Source organism: Bacillus kwashiorkori (genome assembly GCF_001375515.1).
Taxonomy (GTDB): Bacteria; Bacillota; Bacilli; order Bacillales; family Caldibacillaceae; genus Bacillus_BK; species Bacillus_BK kwashiorkori.
Genome location: NZ_CTDX01000016.1, coordinates 488,589 through 511,310, shown reverse-complemented (window position 1 = coordinate 511,310; position 22,722 = coordinate 488,589). Strand labels below are relative to the sequence as shown.

Here is a 22,722-nt window from a genome sequence, read left to right as displayed (position 1 = left end):
AAAAGGAAAAGGGCATAAATATTAAATATTCTTTTCAATACAATATTCTAATTAAATGTACTTTTTTTGTATCATACGCTGATAAGATTTAATTCTTATCAGGTAAATATTTTTCTAATGCCAGGTCTTATAAACTGTTGCTGTAGCTGTTCCAACTCCAATAAAAGTATGATAGTCTAATACTAATAAATCGGGCTTATAAGTTACTGCAGCTACGTTTTTGTTATACTCGTATTTATATGGCATAGTTGTATATCTTGTTCTCGAATTAATCGTTCTCATTTTTGTTCCATCTCCAGGATCAAACATAACTATCCATTCTCCCGTTCCACCAGACCATGTTAACGCCCAACTTGCTGTTGCTGTAGAGCCGTAAATATGTTGTGTTGAAGGACTAAAACTTGCTGCTGCACCAGCTACTCCCGAAAAAGAGAAAGTAATCCTACTGCCACTATTAATGTGAGTAAACCTTTCATAAAATCATCTCCTCCATATATTTTTTTAAGAGTGACAAGACTCTTATTAAGAGTTTACTAAAATTTGATTTTTTTGCCAAGTCATTATTCTAAAAAAAAATATTATTTAGAATTTATAAACTTGAAAAATATCAATTCGTATTTATGTTTTTCATAAATTAATTTTCTGATTTTGTTAGTCATTCGACTTACATGCGATCTTTAAAAATCGAATTAAACACTCTGTCTGCTTTAATCCACTCTAATAAAGACGTCAGCACCTGACTAAATGACAAATACATTATTATTTCTAGTACACAGTTTTTCAACGATAAAAACTTGTTTTGTTTAAAGGAGACTACACTGAAAATACAACAATTTTCACACACCTGGTGAAAAATCGGTTTCATGGCTATCTATGTTATTGTTTATTATTGATTTTTAGGCAGTTGTTGATTGTAGTGTAAGGCGGTGACTCCGGCGCGAGCCAGATAAGGGGACGTAAAGCGACGAAGCGGCCGAGGCCGTGCCCGCGGAAAGCGACCGCTTTTTCCTGTCGATTCGCTTAGCACAAATAAATTTGAAACGGAAATCAACACTAATCTTTAACATAGCCTTAAATGAATCTAAATCTTATGATATAGTTATATTTATTGAGACGTATGTTGCTTTCAGACTATCTTATAAAATAGGAAAACAGGCGGGTTTCTTTTGTAGATTAGGGGAATATAGAGATTAGAGGGGGAATATGTTTTGAAGAGAGTACCATTAGGCAATTCAGATTTATATGTATCACAATTAGGACTTGGCTGTATGTCTCTTAGTACAGACGAAAAAACAGCTACTGAAATTATTCATTATGCCCTTGAACATGGCATCAATTATTTCGATACGGCCGACCTTTATGACTATGGTAGGAATGAACAAATCGTTGGAAAGGTGCTAAAATCGGTACGAGAAAATGTCATTATTGCGACAAAAGTAGGAAATCGCTGGACAGAAAGCCATGACAGTTGGATATGGGACGCCTCTAAAGCATATATTAAAGAAGCTGTAAAAAAAAGTTTAACTAGATTACAAACGGATTATATTGATTTATATCAGCTTCATGGCGGTACATTGGAAGATAACATTGATGAAACGATAGAAGCAATGGAAGAATTGATAGCAGAAGGTTATATTCGTTATTATGGTATCTCCTCCATACGACCAACCGTGATTAATGAATACGCAAGGCGTTCCAATATCATTGCAGTAATGATGCAATATAGCCTATTAGATAGAAGACCGGAAGAACAAGCAATGCCACTTTTAGAAAAGCACCACATTGATGTCGTTGTTCGCGGAGCCCTTGCAAAAGGGCTAATTAGTGATGCACTGCTTACAAAGGCTTCAGAATCAGTAAAGAAAAATGGTTATTTAGATTACAGTTATCAAGAGCTCACTGAAGTATTAGCTCAATTAAAAGAGATTGCACAAAGTAGGTCCATAACAAGTTTAAGTTTACAATATGTATTAGCTAACCCGGCTGTTGCCTCTTGTGTCGTGGGGGCAAGCTCTGTGAAGCAATTAATAGAAAATATCACTGCCTTTTCAGAGCAAGCTTTCACAGCTAGTGAACTGCAACTCATCCAATCAATAACAAAAGCAAATATTTATGAGCACCATCGATTAGATATATAGATTAAAAAAGAAGGACAACTAAGAGCGAGAAGCAAATATTCCTATTGTCCTTCATTACACTTAGCTCAAGATTAGCTAAAGAACCCGAATAAATAAAACCCGATTAACATCACCCCGACATCCGCTAAAATATGCAGAATCCATGAATTTAGGAAATTATTCGATTTCGTATTAATCCAATTAAACACTAACCCGATAATAAATAAGCCAAATAAAGCTAACAACATGATCCAAAAATCAAACCAAACAGCAAAGATCGCAACATGATATATAGAAAAAAGTAAGGCGGAATATAAATATGCAAAAACTTTATTTTCCGTCTCATGAATATGTAAAAATAGAAATCCACGAAAATAAAACTCTTCTAATAAAGAATTTCCAAAGGTAATATAAATCGCAATAAAAATAAATATTTCAGGTGTGATTTTCATTCTTGACTGAATATCTACTAGTATTGTATCCGTATTAATAAAATCTTTAAAAATAATAAATGCCCCGATAACAATTACCATCGAAAGAAATCCTAGTAAAATACCTTGCTGTAAATTTTTCCAATCCATTGTTTTTAAGTTTAAAAACTGTAAGATTGACCGTTTCATAACAAATTTTATATACAATAATGGAATGAGTAAAAACAAAATAATTTTCGCTGCAGTTTTAATAAAATAAGACAATTCCAACACTTGTTCAATAATAAATAGACCACTACAGCTTAATAGTGACAACATCACTAGTTGGACAACATATTTTTTCTCCATCTTCTCCCCTACCCCCATTTTTGAGCACTAAAAAATTGTACTAGGATTGCTCTAGCAGCACTTGTTGAGACTAGATATATAACTCAAGATTTAGCTGGTGCTTATTTAAATTTCGTCCAATCTAAGTTGCTCTCGTCTAATAATTCTTCAAAGCTTTTATTTTTTTCGCGACGCTTTCTTTCCGCCGATTTCTTCTCTTCTTCCCGCCTTTTCTTTTCTTCTTCCACTGTTTTCATTTCTTGCTTTTTTTCCTGCAACTGTTTCATTAACTCCACATCAAGCAAATCTTTTAATGTTACTTTTCCTTCATCTATATTTTTCTGTTGTTTTTTATGAACTTGTTTTCTACTCATTTGTTTCATACTCCTTTAATTATTGAAACATGTTATTTTTTTCTTTGCCTTGCCGTATTAAATTTTGTTCTTGATTTCCGCAAAGATCAGATGCTTTCATTGGAAGCGGCTTGAGCCTCCCCGTCACTGTTCGCTTCTGTTGGATACTTACCATTTTCGCAGGACAAGGAACGCTTCGGCAGCGACGCATCGCACGAAGGAAAAAGCGAATGCTTTTTTCAAGGTGTCACCGCCTCTACTCCAATTAAAAAGTCTAAAACCATTATACATCTAGAAAAATTATTTTCTAGATAGAGAGAGAAATTTTTTCTTTGGAATATTTTTATAATTGTTGCGTTTTCTACTGTCCACTCGTTACAATACTTGTTAAGGGGGGATGCGGATATGATGATTTTACCAGAAAAGGTGACGATTATTGAAGTCGGTCCAAGGGATGGTTTGCAAAACGAAAACGATTTTGTCCCAACGGAGAAAAAACTGGATTTTATCAGGGAATTGCAAAAAGCTGGTTTTCAAGAAATGGAAATTACTTCGTTTGTTTCACCGAAATGGGTGCCACAAATGGCTGATTCCTTTCATATTGCGACGAATTGCGGCAGTACGAACATTAGAAACTTTATTCTCGTGCCAAACAAAAGAGGCATTGACCAATTATTGCAGACGAATATTAAAGCAGTAGCGATATTTGTAGGTGTGAGCGATTCTTTTAACAAAAAAAATATAAATCGCTCCCTTAAGGAGAGTTTGCAACAATTAGCCAAACCTGTTCAGGAATTAAAAGATAGCGGTTTCTTTGTAAGGGTTTGCATATCCACTGCTTTTTACTGCCCATATGAAGGGAAAATTAGTGAGGAAAGGGTTATTGACTTATGCAACCAATTCGTTCAATTAGGGGTAGACGAATTAAGCATCGCTGACACAATAGGAATGGCTTCACCGCTAGAGGCTTATTCTTTATTTACAAAGTTAAAGGCAACTTTCCCTGAAATTTTTATTACGGCACATTTTCATGATACTCGAAAAATGGGTTTAGCTAATATTTTTGCAAGTTTGCAAGCTGGAGTTGATCGGTTTGATTGCTCAACTGGTGGTTTGGGTGGTTGTCCCTTTGCCCCTGGCGCTTCTGGAAATGTCGCAACGGAGGATGTCGTTTATATGTTGGGGCGGCTCGGAATTCAAACAGGTATTAATTTGAATCAGTTAGTAAAAGCAATTGATGTTATTCAACCACATATTTCTCGGAAAATTGATAGCGCTTACTATCAAGCTTATAAAAAATCTCTACCTGTCTAACTGTATATTTTCTCTACTTTCTTCTAAAAATACAAACGATAATGAAGAAAGGAGCATGAAATATGCAGCAAAGACGTGAAAAAGGTTATAGTCAGAAAGGTCAAAAATCCGCAGACATAGAACAAACGCATATGGCCAAAGAAGAACTTAAAAACGTAATCGAACCTACGAACAGGCAAAACTCAAAGCAATAATGGCCTACTTTAGAGAGGAACTGCACACATCTTATTGGTGCAGTTCCTTTTCTGTTTAATTTTTTGGATAACAAATCGGTTAGAAATTGTTTGTTTGTCTCTAACAATGAAATAATAACTAGGTTCATCTTTTCTGAATAATTGTATCCCAAGCTTAATAAAATGGAGTAATGCTTAACTAGTTGCTGACTTATATGAAACTATTAGTGGACTTATTGCCGTTTTTATCGGCTATGGTATTTACAGGGCATTCTTTGATATGAATGTTAAACTATTCGAGGTGGTAACTGACATGTTATCAACTAAATACAGAGATTTCTTTGTAGTACTAGCAATCATCATTACTACTTTCTTTCTCTTTTTTGCAATATTTGCTGGTTCCTTATTTACTTTAGGAAAAATATTTCCTAACGATATTAAGGTGGAATCGTTTAAAGGATTATCCGTTTATACTCTTTTACTATTTCTGTTCTTCGCGCTAATTTATGTTTTGGAAATCATATGGAACGTGGTGGTTCGTCTGCTAAATTTTACAGAGGAAGCGAACTTAATTGTTCAAATAATTATCCTGGTCTTACTATTTTTGATGTACTTAAATTTGATTGATGGAGTATCTTCTGGTATTACTATCACGACGTTAGGAAAATTAATATATTGTTTCATTTTAACATTCATAGGTTGTGTAATGGCATTTTTTCAATGGAAATATAAATTTTTAGACGACTAGCTTTTTATAATTATTTCCTGATTTGAAAGGTCCTTTTTAACACATTCCTCACCTTTGTCGACCTAAGTTTTCGTAATCTGTATATGGCAAACGAAACACAAAGAAACGACTGCAAACACAGCCGTTTCATGGATTTTTATATATTATTAATTACCCTTTAGGACACAAGAAACGGAGAAGGTGGGATTCGAACCCACGCGACGGTTGCCCGCCCTAACGCATTTCGAGTGCGCCCCCTTATGACCACTTGGGTACTTCTCCAAATTTCAACGAAACCTATTATACACTCCTTTGTTTTATTTGTCATTATATTTTTTTATAACATTGGTTATTTTTTTTCTATCTATGTTAAAAAAGCAATCTTTAAGAAAAACTTGATTACTTACAACCAAATTAATAGGATGTTTAACCAACTATTAACTATTTAATAACTCATTTTTTACCAAAATTTACCTGCTTCATTTCTCTTCTTACATTGATTATTTCTTTTTTTTTTATTATCATTAAGTTAAGCATAGATTTACTACTGTACATTAGTTCATTTCCTTTGGGGTGTTTTTATCTGTATCACAGAGGAGTGAATGATTTGAAAAAATTCCCGTTCTTTTTTTTGTTAGTTGCAATTATTATTTTACTTTCTAGTACTGCTTTTCTATCTTTTCGTTATTCTGAAGAAAAACAAGCGAATCAGCGTCATTGGGAAGTTTTTGTGAACCATTTTTATTTTTCACTTGATAAAACGATCAATTATTTTGATAGGTTAATTACAGAGCAACCACAAGCGGATGAATTGGATATTCTAGCTAGTCAATTACAAGTTCAATTATTACTTACAGATCAATTATTAGCGGATGGACGCTATTTCCATAATGACGAAATTCTTACTACAACCTTTTTTAAAGAATTGACTGACATTGTTTCAGGAATCAATTCTGATTCCATTACCACAAAGGCACTTTCAGAAGACAATATGCTTGATGAAAATGAAATTGCTTTATTAGAAAATGTTAGAAATATTTTAACTAATGCAAGAGAAAAAATGTACTCTTCAGAGACGGAACAAGAAAAGAACGATCTAAGTGTCAAAGAACTAAATGAAATTATCTCTCAACATTTCCGTTACAGTTCGATTGAAATATATAGCCAAACTCCAAAATAAATAAACAGTATATCAAATGGATTTCAGCCCCTTACAACTAATGTTTAGTAGGTTTATCTCATTTGCTTTCAGTTGTTTTACATATATCATAATACCAATAAATTTATATTATTGATTTTTCATTCTTTTCCATATACTATCAAGTTAGATAGGATAGAAAGGATGGGTTTTATGGAGAAAGTGCAAATTAAAGTGAATGATAATGGGTCATTAAGGATTTCAGGAGATGTGGAATTAGTCGATGCAGAGGGCAACGTTTTTTCCACGAAAAAAACCTTTTCACTTTGTCGTTGTGGATTGTCAAATAATAAACCTTTTTGTGATGGCAGTCATAAAGGAAATTTTGAATCGGTTGTTCGGGCACCGAAAGAAAAAGGGGAATAATCTCCCCTTTTTTGCTGTATCTTCACCGATAAGATTTGCAGGAGCACCTTTGCTTTAGCCGTGGGAGTATTAGTCAATAATCTCAATATTCGTGATGGCTGTTAATGGAATGAACGTATTTGTCCCTTGTTCTTCTATTAATTTCAGTTCTTGTTTTAACGGATAATATTCACGAATAATGCCGGTTATAATTTCTGAATGATGGTTTGTATAATAATAAACGGAAACTTTTTTAGCGGTAGTTTGTGCTTCGCGGACCACTTCATTTAATTGTTCTAGCCTCTGTTCATCCAGCTCTCGTTTTTCTTCCCAAAGTTCTTCTTCCTGCCAGTCCCGGAGCAGTTTTACATGTTCTGGTAACATCATGGCCGTCCACTTTATCCGACCCCGATCACGAATCATTTGGCATACTCCTTTCGGAAAAATTATTCTTCATTTAGGCACTATACATCGTTTGATTGCTTATGCTTTATGTCCCCCGACAAGTTTGGCACGCGTTCTTGCTGTACCAGCTTCCGTATAAGACACTGCGCGAAGTAAAACTTCCGAACCGAAGCGACGGCGGATATGGTCAACAGTGTAACCTAATTGGCGCTTTTTCCATTGGTTCGGTTCAAACAAGTTAAGTTGCATCGAATCGTCCGGTACGATATTCGATAATGAAATGGCAATTTGCCTTACTGTACGACCGTCGTAATATTGATGAAACAACTCTAAACACACCCGGTATAAATCCATCGTAATATTCGTCGCTGCCTCTATCGTTTTCGCCCGGTTAAAACCACCCCCCTTTTCTTCACGACTATAACCGATCGCAAGGGTGATCGTTCGTCCAGCAGCTTTATGGGTGCGTGCACGTCTTGCCACTTCTTCACAAATTTCCAATATGACATGCTTAATTTCTGTTATATTACGGTAGTCACGGAGTAAAATTTGACTTTTACTAAAGCTAATTTGTCCATCCATAATCGGTGCGCCAATCTCGGATAAATCAACACCCCATGCGTGATAGTAAAGTTGGTTACCCATAATCCCGAACTTCGTTTCTAATTTTTGTAAATCGTAATTGGCAAGCTGGCCAACGGAAAAAATCCCCATTCCATTTAATGTTTTTTCTAAACGTTTGCCAATTCCCCACATTTCACTTAGCGGAGATACTGGCCATAATTTCTCACGTACATCCTTATATGTCCAAACAGCAATTCCGCTTTTTTTCGCATCTAAATCTAAAGCAAGCTTTGCTAAGAGCATATTCGGACCGATACCGATTGCACATGGCAATTGAAACTCGCGAATCAAGTCATCACGAATTTTTTCTGCTATCGTATAAACATCTCCCCATAAGGAACTCGTACCATCAACTTTTACAAAACTTTCATCAACACTATAAACGTGAATCGCCTCTTGTGGAACATACCGATGAAATAGCCGAGTAATTTCCATGGAAACTCGTAAATAAGTTGCCATTTTCGGCTCAACGATACGAATGCGCGGATCGTTCGGAACTTCAAACAACCGTGAACCAGTCTTAATGCCGAATTCCTTTTTCATCCTAGGAGAGGCTGCAAGTACAACACTCCCCTCCCGCTCTTTATTACCTGCTACTACTAATAAACAATGAAGCGGGTCTAAGCCGAGCATGACTGCCGAACAACTCGCATAAAAACTTTTAATATCGATGCATAAAATTTGTTGTTGTGGTAATTTTTCATAATCAATCATTTCATCCATCTCCAACAAACGTATGTTTGCTACCATTCTATTCCTAATCATACTAGAATATACGTTCGTTTTCAACTGGAATTTTTTGTAGTAAAAAAATAAAACTCAAGAGTGCTTAATAGCAACATTCTTGAGTTTTGATCTTTTGAAATCACTAAATAGACTATTTGGACAACCTAGTCTCCTATGTTCACATACGATTTTCATCGAGCAAATATTAGCTATAATATAATTGATAAATTTTCCCGATACTATCATCTAATTCATCTATACTAACGATCCTTGCTCTTCTTAAATATTCCTTTCCATCAACAAAAAGCAATAAAACTGGTACTGTGAAAACAGAAAATTTTTCTGCCACCGTTTGGATCTCCAACGCATTTATATAGGCAGAGTAGATTTTAGGATAATTATCAAGCAGGCTTTTCACTTTCGGAAGCAGTGCCTGACATACTCCACAATTCGGCTGAGAAATATAGAAAAAACTCATTTCATTTTCATCAATAAATTTATCAATTTCTTCGATGTTTTTAAGCTCCATCATATTTGTCGCCACCTAGCATCATTTTTTTAACAACTTTAAGTACGTCTTTAAAAATACCGCCCAGTTTCTTTTATCGCTAAAATAACTTTGAAATAAACGTAAAAATTGTTCATAAGTCCCTTTATACGGATACCATTGCAATTCCCGCATCCGTTTCCCTCGATCTACAACGATTGCTTTTTCATGACAGAAGATCGTTAGTCCATGTTCACCGTGATAGCGGCCGATTCCGCTCTGTTTCGTTCCGCCAAAGGGCAAATAATGATTAGCAACAGAAACAATGACATCATTCAGTACGACCGCCCCAGAAATTAATTTCCTAGCAACTCTTCGTCCTTTCTTCATATTTGACGTAAAGATGCTCGCATTTAAGCCATATTCCGATTGATTAGCTAGATTAATTACTTCTTCTTCCGTGTCAAACGGGATCATTGGTAGGACAGGTCCAAAAGTTTCTTCTCGAAAGATTTCCATGTCAGCAGTAATATTAGTTAAAATGAGTGGTTTAATAAACATCGACTCGTCCCAGTCGTCTGGGTGTTCACCAGTAATCAGTTGTGCGCCTTCACAAAGAGCAGCTCGCACTTGCCGTTTCACAATTTCCTTTTGGTCTGGAAATGTCATCGAACCAATATCCGCCTCTTTCGAACGATCTTGAATGAGACTTTCTGTTTCTTTTTTTACTATTTCCAAAAATTTATTAAAGATGGTCCGTTCGACAAAAATTCGCTCCGCACTCATGCACACTTGTCCAGAATTTGTAAAGGCCGCCCAAACCGCTGCTTTTGCTGCCCGCTCCATATTCGCGTCGGCAAAAACAATAAATGGATCTTTCCCGCCTAATTCTAGTGTCGTTGGGATTAACTGTTTTGCAGCCACTTCTTGAATTATTTTCCCTGTCTGGACAGAGCCAGTAAAGAAAATATAATCTGGCTTTTCTTCCGTTAACTTAGCACCTACTTCCTTTCCTCCATGGGCTACTTGAACGACACCGTGCGGAAAATTTGCTTTTTTAAATAATTCCTCCATACATTTTCCGACTGTTGGTGTAACTTCAGACGGTTTTAATATAACAGTATTACCACTTACAAGAGCACTTATTACAGGAACGAGGGCAAGTTGCAGCGGATAATTCCACGGTGAAATAACTAATACGACTCCACGCGGCATATATTCTACTAATGATTTTTTCCCAAATAGGAATATCGGAGTTTTTACTTTTTTTGGTGCTAACAGTTTCTCCGCATGTTTTATCGTTTGATCCAAAGCATCTATTGTTGGCATAATATCGGCTGTTATCGCTTCAGTTGGAACCTTTCCAGTATCATTTACAATCACTTTAGCGATATCGTCCATTTCCAGAACGATTACAGATTTTAACTGTTTTAAGTATCCGATTCGTTCTTTTATAGACAATTGACTCCACGATGCAAATGCTTTACGACTATCTGCATATAGTTTATGTATTTGCTCAATTTTTGTCTCCTCAATATTTGCCATTAGTTCCCCTGTCGCTGGATTCATTGCTTTTATTATTGCCATATATTTAACCTCACAGTTTTTCTATTAAGCTTATTTTACCAAACAAATTTATAAAAGGGAGAAATAAAGACTAACGAATAGGAATATGGTAATCATTGTTAACTTTATGCTGTAAATAAAATTTTACCATAGAAGGAATTTGTTCTTTTAAATCTGGGCAACGAATATTCGCTTCCGCTAAGTCTGCTTTAGCGATAGAAGAATCAAACTTTCCTAACCATGTGAAGTAATCAATGATTTCTTTTTCCACACGGAGCCATTTTCTAATACTAGCAAAAGAAAGGAAAAACTTAACGATAGAAAGAGGCATATTTCCCTTTGGCTTTTTTCCTAACATTTCGTTTAACATCATTTGGTAAATTTCTATCACCGTATATGGATTTGGATCTGTTAAATGATAAGTTTTTCCTTCACCAATTTTCTCCTGACTTAAATAGAGTACAGCTTCAATAAGAAAATCAATCGGAATTAGATTTACCACCGCATCTTTATGTCCCATCTTTGGAAAAATAGGTAGTCGTTTTAGCCGATCCATCACGTTTAAAAATAAATATGGACCATCAAATTTAGTTGTTTCTCCCGTGAGCGAATGTCCCTTCACAATTCCAGGACGAATTATCGTCACCGGGAGACTTGCTTTTAGAGCTTCAACAAGTACTTCTGCTTCATATTTCGTTTCTTCGTAAAAATTTTTAAATGCATGGGGACGAATGAGTTCATCTTCTTTTAAAAGTCCTTCCCTTAATCCTGCAACATAGGCCGTACTAAAATAAACATATCGTTTTATAGCTGGAAGTGATTTCACCCAATCATTCACATGTTTTGTACCTGTAACATTGACGAGATAAGCTATATCTCGCGGAACGGCTAAATCGTAAATTGCCGCTAAATGAAAGACATAGGTTGTATCTTGTAATTTTTCTTCATCAATGGCAGATAAACCTAAACCTTGTTTCGTTATATCACCAACATAAATATGAAAATTTTCTTTAGGAAAGCGACTATTGGTGATTATTGTTGCTTTCGTCTGTTCAGCCTTCTCCTTCATCGCTGGCAACGTTAATACATAAATATTTTCAACTTCCCCTTCTTTTTCTATTAACTTTTTGATTAACTGATTCGCAATAAAACCTGGAAACCCTGTGAATAAATAATTATTTCCCATTAATCCCACCCCAGTAACGAATTTTTTTGCTCCCATTCGTCCCAATCAATCTAGCTCATTTGAAATGTAGCAAAGAACAGTATTAATTACATTAAACCATGTTTATTAAGGAAAGGAAATTTTTTTTAATATATTTCAGACTATTAAAAACTATTGTCAAGAAAAGATAATTAGCATAAATGAAGAAAAATTTTACTATGTATCATAGGAGGAAGTTGATGTCCTTAAGCAAAAAGGTGTCTAGCTTCAAGTATTTGACAGTTTCATAGGCTAATAGCAAGAGTTTTAAAAACAGGTAAAAAGTACTACGAAAACAGGAAAGGGATTTGAAGTAATTTGTCGAAAAACTATGTAAAGGAGGAGATGGATTTGATTTGTCCGCAATGTCAAAAAAAGAACAAAGATGACGCGACATTTTGTCCGTATTGTGGGTTAAAATTTGCCGACAAGGAGGTGAGTGCACTAGCGGAACAAGCAAGTGCGAGGCAACAGCAAGAGTTTGAATCTAATGCTCAAACAACAAAATCTGATGTTTTCTCAGAGAAGGTAACAAATGTTTCGAAAAACTTTTTTACATACTTCTTGACGAACTTGAAATCACCGACGAAACAAGCAGGAAAAATTGGCGAAAATCAGTTTGTTAACGGTTATGTAACGATCGGTCTTTATGTTCTCATTTATTCATTAGCCGTTGCAATGGGAAGACGAATTTTTTCCGATTTTGGCGGGTTTTTTGACTCGTTTTTTGATAGTACATTTGATGCATCCAAACTTTTCTTACAAACGTTATTTAGAGAAGTAGTTGTCATCGGGGTCACCGTAGTAGTGATTTTTGTTGTATTACAACAATTGATGAAAATAAAGATAAGTTTCCATGAAGTGATTAGCCGTTTTGGAGCTTATATGACCATTTGTTTAGCTTTAGGATTACTTTATTTCCTATTTGCGATTACATCTCTTTACTCTGTGCAATCTTTTGTTGGCCGACTCGCATCTATTTCAGAATCAATTATTGTTTTAGCAACTGTATATTCGTTCCGGAATAATACGAGGGAGGATGCTTTTGATCCATTTTTTGCTGCTTTAATTGCTGCTGGAGCTGGTGCATTAATTGCGCGACTGTTTTAATTAGCATAAACTAACGTTATATGGAACAGCGAACGAATACACTACAAATCTTAAGACGTACTCACGTGCGATATGAATGATCGCCAACTCAAAAGTCCACGTTCTGTGTATTCGTTCTGTTGTGTAACTGTAGATGTGAAGATACTCTCGTTACTTTCGATTTAATAAATTACCGACTAATTTATCCGCAATTGACGGAAATAAATTATAGAGAATACTCCCTACGTTCATCCATCTAGGCAAATTCAATTCCCGTTTCGGTCGCAACATTAATCGAACAATTTTATCTGCAACATAATCAGCAGTTAACATATACTTTCTAACATTGCTCACATATGTACCTGATTTGTCAGCTATTGTAAAAAAGTTTGTTTCGATCGGACCTGGATTGACAGCTGATATGTAAATATTCGTATTTGCCAATTCCATCCGTAAACTATTAGTAAAGCCTAAAACTGCGTGTTTCGTAGCTGCATATCCACTTGATTTAGCTGTAGCTAATTTTCCAGCTTGTGAGGCAATATTAATAATATGACCGCTATTATTTTCTACCATCGAAGGCAAAACTGCTTTCGTGCATGCCATTAACCCGATAACATTTACTTGAAACATTTTTTCAATATTTTCTAACTTTGCATCTGAAAAAGTTTCAAACATACCGAAGCCTGCATTATTTAATAAAACATCGATTTTCCCGATATCTAACAGTATTTGTTGAAACACTTGTTCCACTTGTACTTTATTACTCACATCAAGGGAATAATATATGCTTCCTACATTATAGTTACGATTAATATCCTCACTAAGCTGTTGTAATTTTTCCGTAGAACGAGCAAGTAATACTGGTCTTGCCCCAAGCTTTGCCACTTGTACCGCTACCTTTTCCCCAATACCTGAAGATGCTCCTGTAATTACTATGTTCTTATTACGCATTCGATTTTCCATCACTTGCACCTCATCATTTCGCACATACATTAAGCATAAAAATTTGCTATTTACTATCTTTCCTAGTTACAAATATAACATTTTTTTCCATCATCATCTTCCATTTCCGCAATTTCACCTAATGATTGCAAGTAATCAATTTGTCCAATTGTCTCAGACATAGTTAAACTTAATTCTCGTTCGTAGGCATGCGGAAATAATTGTTTGCAAATATCAAAAGCAGTCAATGGTTGCCCTGTAACCATTGCTTTCACTTTCATTGCCCGCTCATGCTGCCTGGAAAGTCGCCTATCGATTAAATCATTAACATGTTTCACTTCATTACCATGACCAGTAAAAATGGTTTCCACGTAATAATCTTTCATTTTTTTCAAAGAATGATTATATTGTAATTGAGGTTTTGGACGTTTATCTGTCTTTACTAGTGGCGGTTTCCATAAATGATTAAAGGATAATGGTTGTAAAAAATTAAACCCCCCCCAAAAAAAACCTTTTTTTTTTTTTGTTTAAATAAAATTACATTTTTCCTGGCCCGTGGTTTACGTGTGCTCTTCCGTTCTGGGAAGTACTGGGTGTGGAAGCTGCTTCTTATACACATTTAGATGTGAATAAGAGACGGTTTTTTATTAGTGGCGTTTCAAATAATGGATTAGAGGATTGGGTTGCAAAAATATGATCCCCGCCAATAACAATGCCTTTTTTTTGATGGATTAAACTAATATGACTTTGCGCATGGCCTGGTGTTTCTATAACGAACCAGCCAGGAAGCCCCGGTATTTCCATCCCCTCTTCCACTGTTAAATTTAATGATCGTTGTGATGAAAACTGTAGTGTTGCTTCCATTTTTCGAATATTCGTTTTTAATTGTTGTGGGACTGCAGCTTCGTCAAAAAGTCGAGAGTAAAATTCTCGATATTCTCTCATAAACTCCTCGTCCCGAATTAGCCACCGTTTATTATATTCATGTCCAATGATTGGTACTTCTAAATAATCCAATAACCCGACATGATCTGGATGGTGATGGGTAATAACTACTTGTTCAATATCTTTCGGATTATAGCCTAGCTGTTTTAGTTCATGGACAAAAATTTCCCACGTTTCATCTGTTTTTATCGCCGCATCAACGAGTGTTAAAGTATCCCCTTTTACGATATATACATTGACATCACCAACCGCAAAAGGTGTCGGTAAAGTTATTTTTCCAATGTTGCCGTACCATTGTGCCATTTTTATTGTTCTCCCTCATTTTTTTCTTTCTTTTTTAGTTTACCCATTCTAATTACCCATGTCATGTTTTTTAGCTTTTCCTAGCATTTGCTACTGTGTTACTTTCAGAAAAACATGTGAATATTTTTCCTTTCTAGCACCAAATTGTTATACTTACATTATAATGAAAATTCATATTCAGGAGGCAACGAAATTGACTGTTAAATTATTTGAACCATATACAATGAACAATGTCACCTTTCCAAACCGGATTGTGATGAGTCCGATGTGCATGTATTCTTCCCATGAAAAGGATGGAAAAGTACAAAACTGGCATTTAGTTCATTATGCTTCCCGGGCCGTCGGACAAGTTGGGCTTATTATTGTCGAAGCAACAGCGGTAACCGCTCAAGGGAGAATTACTGATCTAGACTTAGGGATATGGGATGACGAACATATCGAAGGACTTGCATAGTTAGTAAAAATGATGAAGACCCACGGTACTAAAACAGCCATTCAATTAGCTCATGCAGGAAGAAAAGCGACTGTCGATGGAGAAATAATCGCACCATCGGCGATAGCCTTTAATGAAAGCTATAAAACACCAAAAGCAATGACAACGAAAGAAATTGAAGAAACCGTTACAGCCTTTCGCGAAGGAGCAATCCGTGCTAAAAAAGCTGGTTTTGACTGTATCGAGATCCATGCAGCCCACGGATATTTAATAAATGAATTTCTTTCCCCACTAACAAATAAGCGGACAGATGAATACGGTGGAAATTTAGAAAATCGTTACCAGATGCTAAAACAAGTATTATCCGCCGTAAAAGAAGTGTGGGATGGTCCATTGTTTGTCCGAATTTCTGCATCTGATTATCAAGATGGTGGAATGGAAATAGAAGACTATATTACCGTATGTAATTGGTTAAAAGCGGATGGGGCAGATCTTATTGATGTCAGTTCAGGTGGTGTTGTAACCGGTGCTAGAATAAATGTTTATCCTGGCTATCAAGTAAAATTTGCCGAAGCAATAAAAAATGCAGTGAACATTCCCGTTGGTGCTGTTGGTTTAATTACATCGCCGTTACATGCAGAAGAAATATTACAAAATGAACGGGCCGATTTCGTCTTATTAGCGCGTGAGTTGCTCAGAAATCCATACTGGCCATATATGGCAGCAAAAGAGCTTGGTTACGATATTCAAGCACCAATTCCGTATGAGCGAGGTTGGAGATAAACGTGTATCTATTCGAGGGAGCTGCTTAATGGCAGCCCCTTTCATTATCAAGTAATTTATAACGTGATTTTTTTAAAATCTTCTGCAATAATCGTATTCGGGAAAATTTCTTTTGCTTCTTTTTCAATCAATGGCCAATCACTCTTTTCATAGCGGGAACTAATATGGGTAATACATAATTTTTTAGCACCGGCAGATTTTGCAACAGTAGCTGCCTGTACAGTAGTGGAATGGAAATATTCAAAAGCGATTTCTTCCATCTCTTTTCGAAAAGTAGCTTCATGAATGAGCAAGTCAGCATTTTCAGCAAGTTGAACACTTGTTTCACAATACCTCGTATCCCCTAAAATCGTCACTATTCGACCGTTTTTACTCGGACCGATAAAATCATTCCCATTTATGATTGTGCCATCTGCTAATTGTAAAGTTTCTCCATTTTTTATTTGTTTGTAAATAGGCCCTGGCTTAATGCCGGCAATTTTTAACTTGTCTACAAGTAACGGTCCTAGTTTGTCTTTTTCAACGAGCCGAAAGCCATATGAAAGTAAGGCATGATCTAGACTTCTTGCTTCCACATAAAATTCCTCATCTTCATAAATAATTCCCGGTTCGATTTCATGAATAGCTAAATCATATTTTAAATGGGTACCACTTATTTCAAGGGACGTTTCAATAAAACTACGCAATCCCTTTGGTCCAAAGACAATAAGTGGGTCCGTTCCACCTAAAAAGGATCTGCTTCCTAGTAAGCCAGGGAGACCGAATATATGGTCGCCATGTAAATGGGTAATAAAAATTTTATCAATCTTTCTCGGTTTAATCGATGTATGTAAAATTTGATGTTGGGTTGCTTCACCACAATCAAATAACCAAATAGAGCCACTATTTAAATGTTTCAAGGCGATTGATGTCACATTCCGATATTTGGCAGGCATTCCTGCTCCCGTTCCTAAAAATAATATTTCCACCGCTGACCCTCCATCTTCCGTAACTAATATGCTATTATTATTAATGTAATAGGAAAATTTTTCAACTATCGACGATGAAAAATTTACTTAACCCTTTTTATTTTTACATATTGTTTATATTTTTTACGAACAATAGAAAATAAAGTAAGAGATTCTATTTGCTAAAAAATACATATACGAGTAAAATTTAATAATTGAATAGATAAATATTGGAAATTAAAGTGAGGGTAAAAAGTGAAAGAGACAAAAAATCCTGCAGCATTGATATTACTATTTGGGGCAACGGGAGATTTAGCTAAACGAAAATTATATCCGTCTTTATTTAACTTATATAGGAAAGGATTACTTTCAAATAAGTTTGCTGTCCTTGGGGTAGCCCGCCGTGAGAAAACAAATGAAGAATTTCAAAATTGGGTAAAAGAATCTGTACAAACATTTGGGGAAAGTAATGACCAATTATCAGATTTTGTTAAACATTTTTATTATCAATCCCATGATGTAACGAACTCTGAATCTTACCGGCAATTGAAAACGACAGTGGACAACTTAGACCAATTATATACGTTAGAAGGTAACCGAATATTCTACTTAGCGATGTCCCCTGAATTTTTCGGTACCGTTGCCGAGCACTTGAAAGAAGAAAGACTAACTCAAACGAACGGTTTTAAACGGCTAGTAATCGAAAAACCTTTCGGGCATGACCTTGCTTCTGCCAAAGAGTTAAATAATCAAATTCGCACTGCCTTTTCTGAAAATGAAATTTACCGAATTGACCATTATTTAGGAAAAGAAATGGTACAAAATATCGAAGTAATCCGGTTCGCCAACGCGATCTTTGAACCGTTATGGAACAATCGACATATTTCTAATATCCAAGTAACTTCCAGTGAAGTACTCGGTGTGGAAGAACGGGCAAGATATTACGATAAAAATGGTGCACTACGCGATATGATGCAAAATCATATGCTACAGATGGTGTCATTACTTGCCATGGAGCCACCAATTAAATTAACAACAGAAGAAATCCGAAGTGAAAAAGTAAAAGTTTTACGGGCTTTGCGGCCATTTAACAAGGAAGAAGTACATAAATATTTCGTACGTGGCCAATACGGAAATGGAGTCATTGATGGGAAACAAGTACCAGCATATCGTGAAGAATCAATGGTTCAACCAGAATCTAATACCGAAACATATGTTGCAGCGAAATTAATGATCGACAACTTCCGCTGGGCAGGAGTTCCATTTTACGTTCGAACAGGAAAACGAATGCAAACAAAATCAACAAAAATTGTCGTCCAATTTAAAGATATGCCGATGAATTTATATTACAAAAATGGTTCATCACTAAATCCTAATTTGCTAGTTATACATATCCAACCAGAAGAAGGAATCACATTACATTTAAATGTGAAAAAGACTGGACAATCAGTGGAAACAACACCAGTAAAACTTAACTTTTCTAATAAAAGTGTCGATGGAATGAATACTCCAGAAGCGTATGAAAAATTATTATTTGATTGCCTCCGTGGTGATGCAACGAACTTTACGCATTGGGATGAAGTAGCATTATCTTGGAGCTTTGTTGATAAAATTTCTGAAGTGTGGAGTACAGAAAAAGCGGTATTCCCTAACTACGAAGCCGGGTCAATGGGACCAATTGAAGCGGATCATTTACTCGCACAAGATGGGTTCTTTTGGTGGCCAATCGCTGATTTTGATATAGATAATTGTTAAACAATTCACAGAAAAATTCCATCCAAATAGGAAAAGCTCACCTAAAAAAACAATTAGGTGAGCTTTTTTCGTCTCGTTTATTAAGGATGATTAAAGACTATAATTGATATTGATATTTGTTGTTTAGCGCGAAAGTCAGCACTCCTCATCCGAGTTAAACTGAACAGATCGATTAAAACCAATTCGTATGGAAAATACCTTCTTTGTCTACTCGCTCATACGTATGGGCACCGAAATAGTCACGTTGGGCTTGAATTAAATTTGCTGGAAGTGTTTCTGTTCGGTAGCTATCGTAATAAGATAAGGCAGCTGAAAAACTAGGTACAGGTATTCCATTTAGCACAGCTGTTGCGATCACTTCACGAAGAGCAGTTTGGTAGCGATCCGCAATTTCTTTAAAATAAGTATCTAATAAAAGGTTGGCTAAATTTCGGTCCCGATCATACGCATCCTTTATTTTTTGTAAAAATTGGGCACGGATAATACAGCCACCACGCCAAATCATCGAAATTTCTCCATAATTTAAATCCCATTGGTATTCCTCTGATGCTGCGCGTAATTGAGCAAACCCTTGGGCATAAGAACAAATTTTACTCAAATAAAGGGCTTGACGAATTTTTTCAATAAATTCTTGTTTATCACCGTTAAAGGTAATGTTGCTAGGACCCGTTAACACTTTACTTGCTTTAACCCTTTCCTCTTTCATTGCAGAAATAAAGCGAGCAAAGACGGATTCGGTAATTAGCGGTAATGGAACACCTAAGTCTAACGCACTTTGACTCGTCCATTTACCGGTACCTTTTTGACCTGCTTTATCTAATATACAATCGACAATTGGTTTTCCTGTTTCTTCATCCACTTTTGTAAATATATCTGCAGTAATTTCAATTAAATAACTATCTAGTTCACCTTTATTCCATTCCGAAAATACTTCATGAAGTTCTTGTGCGGAAAGTCCGAGTATATTTTTCAATAAGAAGTATGACTCAGCAATTAATTGCATATCGCCATATTCAATCCCATTATGAACCATTTTCACATAATGACCTGCTCCATTTGGTCCGATATAAGTACAGCAAGGCTCATCATTCACTTTAGCAGAAATATCTTTCAAAATTGGAGCAACAAGTTCATATGCTTCTTTTTGTCCACCAGGCATAATGGATGGACCGTGTAAAGCTCCTTCTTCCCCACCAGATACACCAGTACCGATAAAATGAATACCTAATTCACTTAATTCTTTATTGCGGCGAATTGTATCTTGGAAAAATGTATTACCTCCATCAATTAAAATATCGCCTGCTTCTAAAAACGGTTTTAACTGGTCAATCGTTGCATCTGTAGCAGAACCAGCTTTCACCATTAATAAAATTTTCCGTGGTTTTTCTAAAGAATGAATAAATTCCTCGATTGTGTATGTAGGGACGATATTTTTTCCGTCTGCTTCTTTCATCAAATCGTCTGTTTTTTCTCTTGAGCGATTATATACAGATACGGAATAACCTCTTGATTCAATATTAAAGGCTAAGTTTTTTCCCATAACCGCGAGTCCTACGACGCCAATTTGTTGTGTCATGTTGTTCTTCCTTTCTTATATCTAATCTTCATTAAGTAAAAAATCTTTATTAAAACTAGTATTAGTTTGACCTTCTTTATAAAAATTTTTTACTCCTTTTGTAATACTACCTTTTCCATATTTTTCTTGCAACTGTTCAATCGTATTTATAAGCGGTTCTTCCTTTGCATCTTCTTCAAAAGTAAATAAATCTAGCTGTTTATATGCTGAACCTTGTTCCACTAATTGATTTCCTGTTATACCAAGAAGTCTTATCGGAGTTCCATTCCAATGTTTCAAAAATATCCGTTTTGCATGGGCAAAAATGGCTTTTTCGTCTTGTATAGGGTTTCCTAATTTTTCACTTCTAGTCCAAGTATTCCAATTACTGTATCGGATCGTAATCATTAAACTTGTTGTATAAACTTGTTTGTTTTTCAATCGGTAAGAAACTGTTTTGCTTAAATTTTGTAAAATAGTGAGCAATGCAGTTTGATCTGTCGTATCATGTTGGAGTGTTGTAGAATTGCCGATACTTTTATAATCATAAATCGAATCTGGGTCAACAGGACGGTCATCTTGTCCATTCGCCCGTTCTTTCAAGCGGATACCGTTAATTCCTAATAAACTTTTTAACTGAATTTCATTGGCAGATGCCAACTCACCAATCGTGTTAACTTGAATAGTATGTAATTTTTCTGCCGTTTTTGTGCCAACACCGTGCATTTCTTGAACAGGTAAAGGCCATAGAACATGTTCGATGTCTCGTTTCCGTAATACAGTTATGCCGAGCGGCTTTTTCATGTCGGACGCCATTTTAGCTAAAAACTTGTTCGGTGCAATTCCGATGCTACAAGGCAAGTCTAACTCATGCAAAAGTCGGCTTTGGATGTTTTTGGCAAGTGTTAAAGGATGATTTTCTTTATAATTGGAAACGTCCATATACCCTTCGTCAATGGATACTGGTTCGACTAAATCGGTATAGTCGCGTAAAATTGAAAACATCTTTGCGGAAACGTTCCGATATCGTTCAAAGTTTGGTCTCATCACAATTAACTGTGGACAAATTTTTTTCGCTTCCCATAGTGGCATCGTTGTTTTTATTCCTAGTCTTCTAGCTTCATAACTACATGTTACGATGATTCCCCTTCTTTCTTCAGGGTTTCCTGCAATTGCCAATGGTTTCCCTTTTAACGAAGGATTATAAGCCATTTCAACCGAGGCGTAAAAACTGTTCATGTCTACATGAAATATTATTCGGTGGTTCGTTTGCAATGTTATCACCCATTTAAAGTGAATGAACACTCGTGATTGGATTTTAAATAATACTATTACTATAACATTGTTTTTTTAAAAGGGAAAAGGGGATGTCCCGACTGGTAGCCAGTTGCTGTACTGAATGATGGGTTTTTTTCAGTATTATTTAGCAACAGTACTTCACTTAAGTTTGGACAACCCCAGTTTCTTATACTTCTGTTTCATTCAAATATCGGTCTTCCATATATTCATAAATTTCTTTAATTCCTTCAAGACTTGAAACGAGTTGATTCGGTTCAATCAATGTAATTAATCGGTTGGTTAGCTGAATGACACCAGAGAAAAATGCCGTTTTTTCATAACCAATGAAACCGACTTGTTTAATATGCCCACTTTCAATTTCTAACAGTTCTTTTGCGTCACTAACAAGTAGGGCAACTTGAAGTTGGTCTGTCTTCACGACGATAAATCTAGTAACATCATTTATTACTTCATCGGTTTTGTATAGAACATTTTTTAAATCAATGACAGGAACGAGTTCTTCCCGCACTTTGACGATACCTTTAACATAATTAGGCAGTTGGGGGATCGGTGTTACTTGACTCGTCTTTTCAATGGAAATGACGTGTTCTACCTGGATTGCATATTCTTCCTTATTCACTTTAAAAATAACAACTTTTTCGGTTGGCGCCACGCTGGAATTACCCCCTTCG

Annotated in this window: 23 protein-coding genes, 1 tRNA gene and 1 pseudogene; 9 read left to right on the top strand and 16 right to left on the bottom strand. The window is 35.7% G+C overall.

Annotated elements, in window-relative coordinates; genetic code table 11:
- Positions 1–114: 114 nt before the first annotated feature.
- Positions 115–309 (bottom strand): hypothetical protein, encoded by a 195-nt coding sequence (locus tag BN1242_RS11690; protein ID WP_062356115.1) that lies wholly within the window; start codon positions 307–309, stop codon positions 115–117.
- A gap of 899 nt (positions 310–1,208) precedes the next feature.
- On the opposite strand from BN1242_RS11690, the gene BN1242_RS11685 reads away from it, so the two are divergent.
- On the top strand, positions 1,209–2,138 hold the full coding sequence (locus BN1242_RS11685; protein WP_062356111.1) for an aldo/keto reductase: 930 nt from the start codon (positions 1,209–1,211) through the stop codon (positions 2,136–2,138).
- Positions 2,139–2,209: 71 nt separating this feature from the next.
- Here BN1242_RS11685 and BN1242_RS11680 read toward each other — a convergent pair whose 3' ends face one another.
- Both BN1242_RS11680 and BN1242_RS11675 read right to left on the bottom strand, forming a co-directional pair.
- Positions 2,210–2,896, bottom strand: a complete 687-nt coding sequence (locus BN1242_RS11680) for a CPBP family intramembrane glutamic endopeptidase (protein ID WP_062356108.1) — start codon at positions 2,894–2,896, stop codon at positions 2,210–2,212.
- Positions 2,897–2,997: 101 nt separating this feature from the next.
- Entirely contained in the window at positions 2,998–3,249 is a 252-nt protein-coding gene (locus tag BN1242_RS11675) for a YqkE family protein (RefSeq protein ID WP_062356105.1), read from the bottom strand.
- A gap of 387 nt (positions 3,250–3,636) precedes the next feature.
- On the opposite strand from BN1242_RS11675, the gene BN1242_RS11670 reads away from it, so the two are divergent.
- The 3 genes from BN1242_RS11670 (at position 3,637) to BN1242_RS11665 (ending at position 5,463) form a co-directional block, all read left to right on the top strand.
- Positions 3,637–4,542, top strand: coding sequence for a hydroxymethylglutaryl-CoA lyase (locus BN1242_RS11670; protein ID WP_062357048.1), 906 nt, complete (start codon positions 3,637–3,639; stop codon positions 4,540–4,542).
- Between the two features lie 62 nt (positions 4,543–4,604).
- A complete protein-coding gene (locus tag BN1242_RS13860; protein ID WP_275259452.1) occupies positions 4,605–4,736 on the top strand; it encodes a hypothetical protein in 132 nt (43 codons plus the stop codon).
- Positions 4,737–5,028: 292 nt separating this feature from the next.
- Positions 5,029–5,463, top strand: coding sequence for a hypothetical protein (locus tag BN1242_RS11665; RefSeq protein WP_062356102.1), 435 nt, complete (start codon positions 5,029–5,031; stop codon positions 5,461–5,463).
- Positions 5,464–5,635: 172 nt separating this feature from the next.
- Here BN1242_RS11665 and BN1242_RS11660 read toward each other — a convergent pair.
- Positions 5,636–5,724 (bottom strand) — tRNA-Ser (locus tag BN1242_RS11660).
- Between the two features lie 325 nt (positions 5,725–6,049).
- Between BN1242_RS11660 and BN1242_RS11655 the strand changes: the two genes are divergently transcribed.
- Complete coding sequence (locus BN1242_RS11655; protein ID WP_062356099.1) at positions 6,050–6,622, top strand: hypothetical protein; 573 nt, start codon at positions 6,050–6,052, stop codon at positions 6,620–6,622.
- Between the two features lie 171 nt (positions 6,623–6,793).
- A complete protein-coding gene (locus tag BN1242_RS11650) occupies positions 6,794–7,006 on the top strand; it encodes a CDGSH iron-sulfur domain-containing protein (RefSeq protein ID WP_062356096.1) in 213 nt (70 codons plus the stop codon).
- A 69-nt stretch (positions 7,007–7,075) separates the two neighbouring features.
- On the opposite strand, the gene BN1242_RS11645 is transcribed toward BN1242_RS11650, so the two are convergent.
- From BN1242_RS11645 to BN1242_RS11625, 5 genes are all read right to left on the bottom strand, one after another.
- On the bottom strand, positions 7,076–7,408 hold the full coding sequence (locus BN1242_RS11645; protein WP_062356093.1) for a YolD-like family protein: 333 nt from the start codon (positions 7,406–7,408) through the stop codon (positions 7,076–7,078).
- A 60-nt stretch (positions 7,409–7,468) separates the two neighbouring features.
- Positions 7,469–8,728 carry a Y-family DNA polymerase gene (locus tag BN1242_RS11640; protein WP_062356090.1) on the bottom strand — a complete coding sequence of 420 codons (1,260 nt, stop codon included), beginning with the start codon at positions 8,726–8,728 and terminating at the stop codon, positions 7,469–7,471.
- A 217-nt stretch (positions 8,729–8,945) separates the two neighbouring features.
- On the bottom strand, positions 8,946–9,272 hold the full coding sequence (locus BN1242_RS11635; RefSeq protein WP_062356087.1) for a thioredoxin family protein: 327 nt from the start codon (positions 9,270–9,272) through the stop codon (positions 8,946–8,948).
- A gap of 18 nt (positions 9,273–9,290) precedes the next feature.
- On the bottom strand, positions 9,291–10,814 hold the full coding sequence (locus tag BN1242_RS11630) for an aldehyde dehydrogenase family protein (protein ID WP_062356084.1): 1,524 nt from the start codon (positions 10,812–10,814) through the stop codon (positions 9,291–9,293).
- Positions 10,815–10,884: 70 nt separating this feature from the next.
- Positions 10,885–11,979 carry an SDR family oxidoreductase gene (locus BN1242_RS11625; RefSeq protein ID WP_062356081.1) on the bottom strand — a complete coding sequence of 365 codons (1,095 nt, stop codon included), beginning with the start codon at positions 11,977–11,979 and terminating at the stop codon, positions 10,885–10,887.
- Between the two features lie 369 nt (positions 11,980–12,348).
- Here BN1242_RS11625 and BN1242_RS11620 point away from each other — a divergent pair, with 369 nt between their 5' ends.
- Positions 12,349–13,107 carry a zinc ribbon domain-containing protein gene (locus tag BN1242_RS11620; protein ID WP_062356078.1) on the top strand — a complete coding sequence of 253 codons (759 nt, stop codon included), beginning with the start codon at positions 12,349–12,351 and terminating at the stop codon, positions 13,105–13,107.
- A gap of 150 nt (positions 13,108–13,257) precedes the next feature.
- On the opposite strand, the gene BN1242_RS11615 is transcribed toward BN1242_RS11620, so the two are convergent.
- From BN1242_RS11615 to BN1242_RS11605, 3 genes are all read right to left on the bottom strand, one after another.
- Positions 13,258–14,052: an SDR family NAD(P)-dependent oxidoreductase gene (locus BN1242_RS11615; protein ID WP_062356075.1), complete on the bottom strand. Its 795-nt coding sequence runs from the start codon at positions 14,050–14,052 to the stop codon at positions 13,258–13,260.
- A 62-nt stretch (positions 14,053–14,114) separates the two neighbouring features.
- Positions 14,115–14,402 carry a hypothetical protein gene (locus BN1242_RS11610; RefSeq protein WP_062356072.1) on the bottom strand — a complete coding sequence of 96 codons (288 nt, stop codon included), beginning with the start codon at positions 14,400–14,402 and terminating at the stop codon, positions 14,115–14,117.
- Between the two features lie 238 nt (positions 14,403–14,640).
- The gene (locus tag BN1242_RS11605; RefSeq protein ID WP_062356068.1) at positions 14,641–15,279 is read right to left on the bottom strand and encodes an MBL fold metallo-hydrolase; all 639 of its coding nucleotides are present in this window, start codon (positions 15,277–15,279) and stop codon (positions 14,641–14,643) included.
- Between the two features lie 193 nt (positions 15,280–15,472).
- On the opposite strand from BN1242_RS11605, the pseudogene namA reads away from it, so the two are divergent.
- A pseudogene (gene namA / locus BN1242_RS11600) lies at positions 15,473–16,495 on the top strand (NADPH dehydrogenase NamA).
- Positions 16,496–16,551: 56 nt separating this feature from the next.
- Here the strand turns inward: namA and rnz are convergent.
- Positions 16,552–17,463, bottom strand: a complete 912-nt coding sequence (rnz, locus tag BN1242_RS11595; RefSeq protein WP_062356065.1) for a ribonuclease Z — start codon at positions 17,461–17,463, stop codon at positions 16,552–16,554.
- Between the two features lie 234 nt (positions 17,464–17,697).
- Between rnz and zwf the strand changes: the two genes are divergently transcribed.
- Positions 17,698–19,197 carry a glucose-6-phosphate dehydrogenase gene (zwf, locus tag BN1242_RS11590; RefSeq protein WP_062356062.1) on the top strand — a complete coding sequence of 500 codons (1,500 nt, stop codon included), beginning with the start codon at positions 17,698–17,700 and terminating at the stop codon, positions 19,195–19,197.
- A gap of 172 nt (positions 19,198–19,369) precedes the next feature.
- Here the strand turns inward: zwf and gndA are convergent, their stop codons facing one another.
- The 3 genes from gndA to BN1242_RS11575 all read right to left on the bottom strand — a co-directional run bounded on the left by gndA (position 19,370) and on the right by BN1242_RS11575 (position 22,703).
- A complete protein-coding gene (gene gndA, locus BN1242_RS11585; RefSeq protein WP_062356059.1) occupies positions 19,370–20,773 on the bottom strand; it encodes an NADP-dependent phosphogluconate dehydrogenase in 1,404 nt (467 codons plus the stop codon).
- Between the two features lie 21 nt (positions 20,774–20,794).
- Complete coding sequence (locus tag BN1242_RS11580; RefSeq protein WP_275259451.1) at positions 20,795–22,027, bottom strand: DNA polymerase IV; 1,233 nt, start codon at positions 22,025–22,027, stop codon at positions 20,795–20,797.
- Between the two features lie 190 nt (positions 22,028–22,217).
- The gene (locus BN1242_RS11575) at positions 22,218–22,703 is read right to left on the bottom strand and encodes a chemotaxis protein CheW (RefSeq protein ID WP_062356056.1); all 486 of its coding nucleotides are present in this window, start codon (positions 22,701–22,703) and stop codon (positions 22,218–22,220) included.
- Positions 22,704–22,722: the final 19 nt, after the last annotated feature.

Coding starts and splice junctions, on each gene's coding strand:
- BN1242_RS11690 (WP_062356115.1), bottom strand. CDS start 309: ATGTTTGATCCTGGAGATGGAACAAAAATGAGAACGATTAATTCGAGA.
- BN1242_RS11680 (WP_062356108.1), bottom strand. CDS start 2,896: ATGGAGAAAAAATATGTTGTCCAACTAGTGATGTTGTCACTATTAAGC.
- BN1242_RS11675 (WP_062356105.1), bottom strand. CDS start 3,249: ATGAGTAGAAAACAAGTTCATAAAAAACAACAGAAAAATATAGATGAA.
- BN1242_RS11670 (WP_062357048.1), top strand. CDS start 3,637: ATGATTTTACCAGAAAAGGTGACGATTATTGAAGTCGGTCCAAGGGAT.
- BN1242_RS13860 (WP_275259452.1), top strand. CDS start 4,605: ATGCAGCAAAGACGTGAAAAAGGTTATAGTCAGAAAGGTCAAAAATCC.
- BN1242_RS11665 (WP_062356102.1), top strand. CDS start 5,029: ATGTTATCAACTAAATACAGAGATTTCTTTGTAGTACTAGCAATCATC.
- BN1242_RS11650 (WP_062356096.1), top strand. CDS start 6,794: ATGGAGAAAGTGCAAATTAAAGTGAATGATAATGGGTCATTAAGGATT.
- BN1242_RS11645 (WP_062356093.1), bottom strand. CDS start 7,408: ATGATTCGTGATCGGGGTCGGATAAAGTGGACGGCCATGATGTTACCA.
- BN1242_RS11640 (WP_062356090.1), bottom strand. CDS start 8,728: ATGATTGATTATGAAAAATTACCACAACAACAAATTTTATGCATCGAT.
- BN1242_RS11635 (WP_062356087.1), bottom strand. CDS start 9,272: ATGATGGAGCTTAAAAACATCGAAGAAATTGATAAATTTATTGATGAA.
- BN1242_RS11630 (WP_062356084.1), bottom strand. CDS start 10,814: ATGGCAATAATAAAAGCAATGAATCCAGCGACAGGGGAACTAATGGCA.
- BN1242_RS11625 (WP_062356081.1), bottom strand. CDS start 11,979: ATGGGAAATAATTATTTATTCACAGGGTTTCCAGGTTTTATTGCGAAT.
- BN1242_RS11615 (WP_062356075.1), bottom strand. CDS start 14,052: ATGGAAAATCGAATGCGTAATAAGAACATAGTAATTACAGGAGCATCT.
- BN1242_RS11605 (WP_062356068.1), bottom strand. CDS start 15,279: ATGGCACAATGGTACGGCAACATTGGAAAAATAACTTTACCGACACCT.
- gndA (WP_062356059.1), bottom strand. CDS start 20,773: ATGACACAACAAATTGGCGTCGTAGGACTCGCGGTTATGGGAAAAAAC.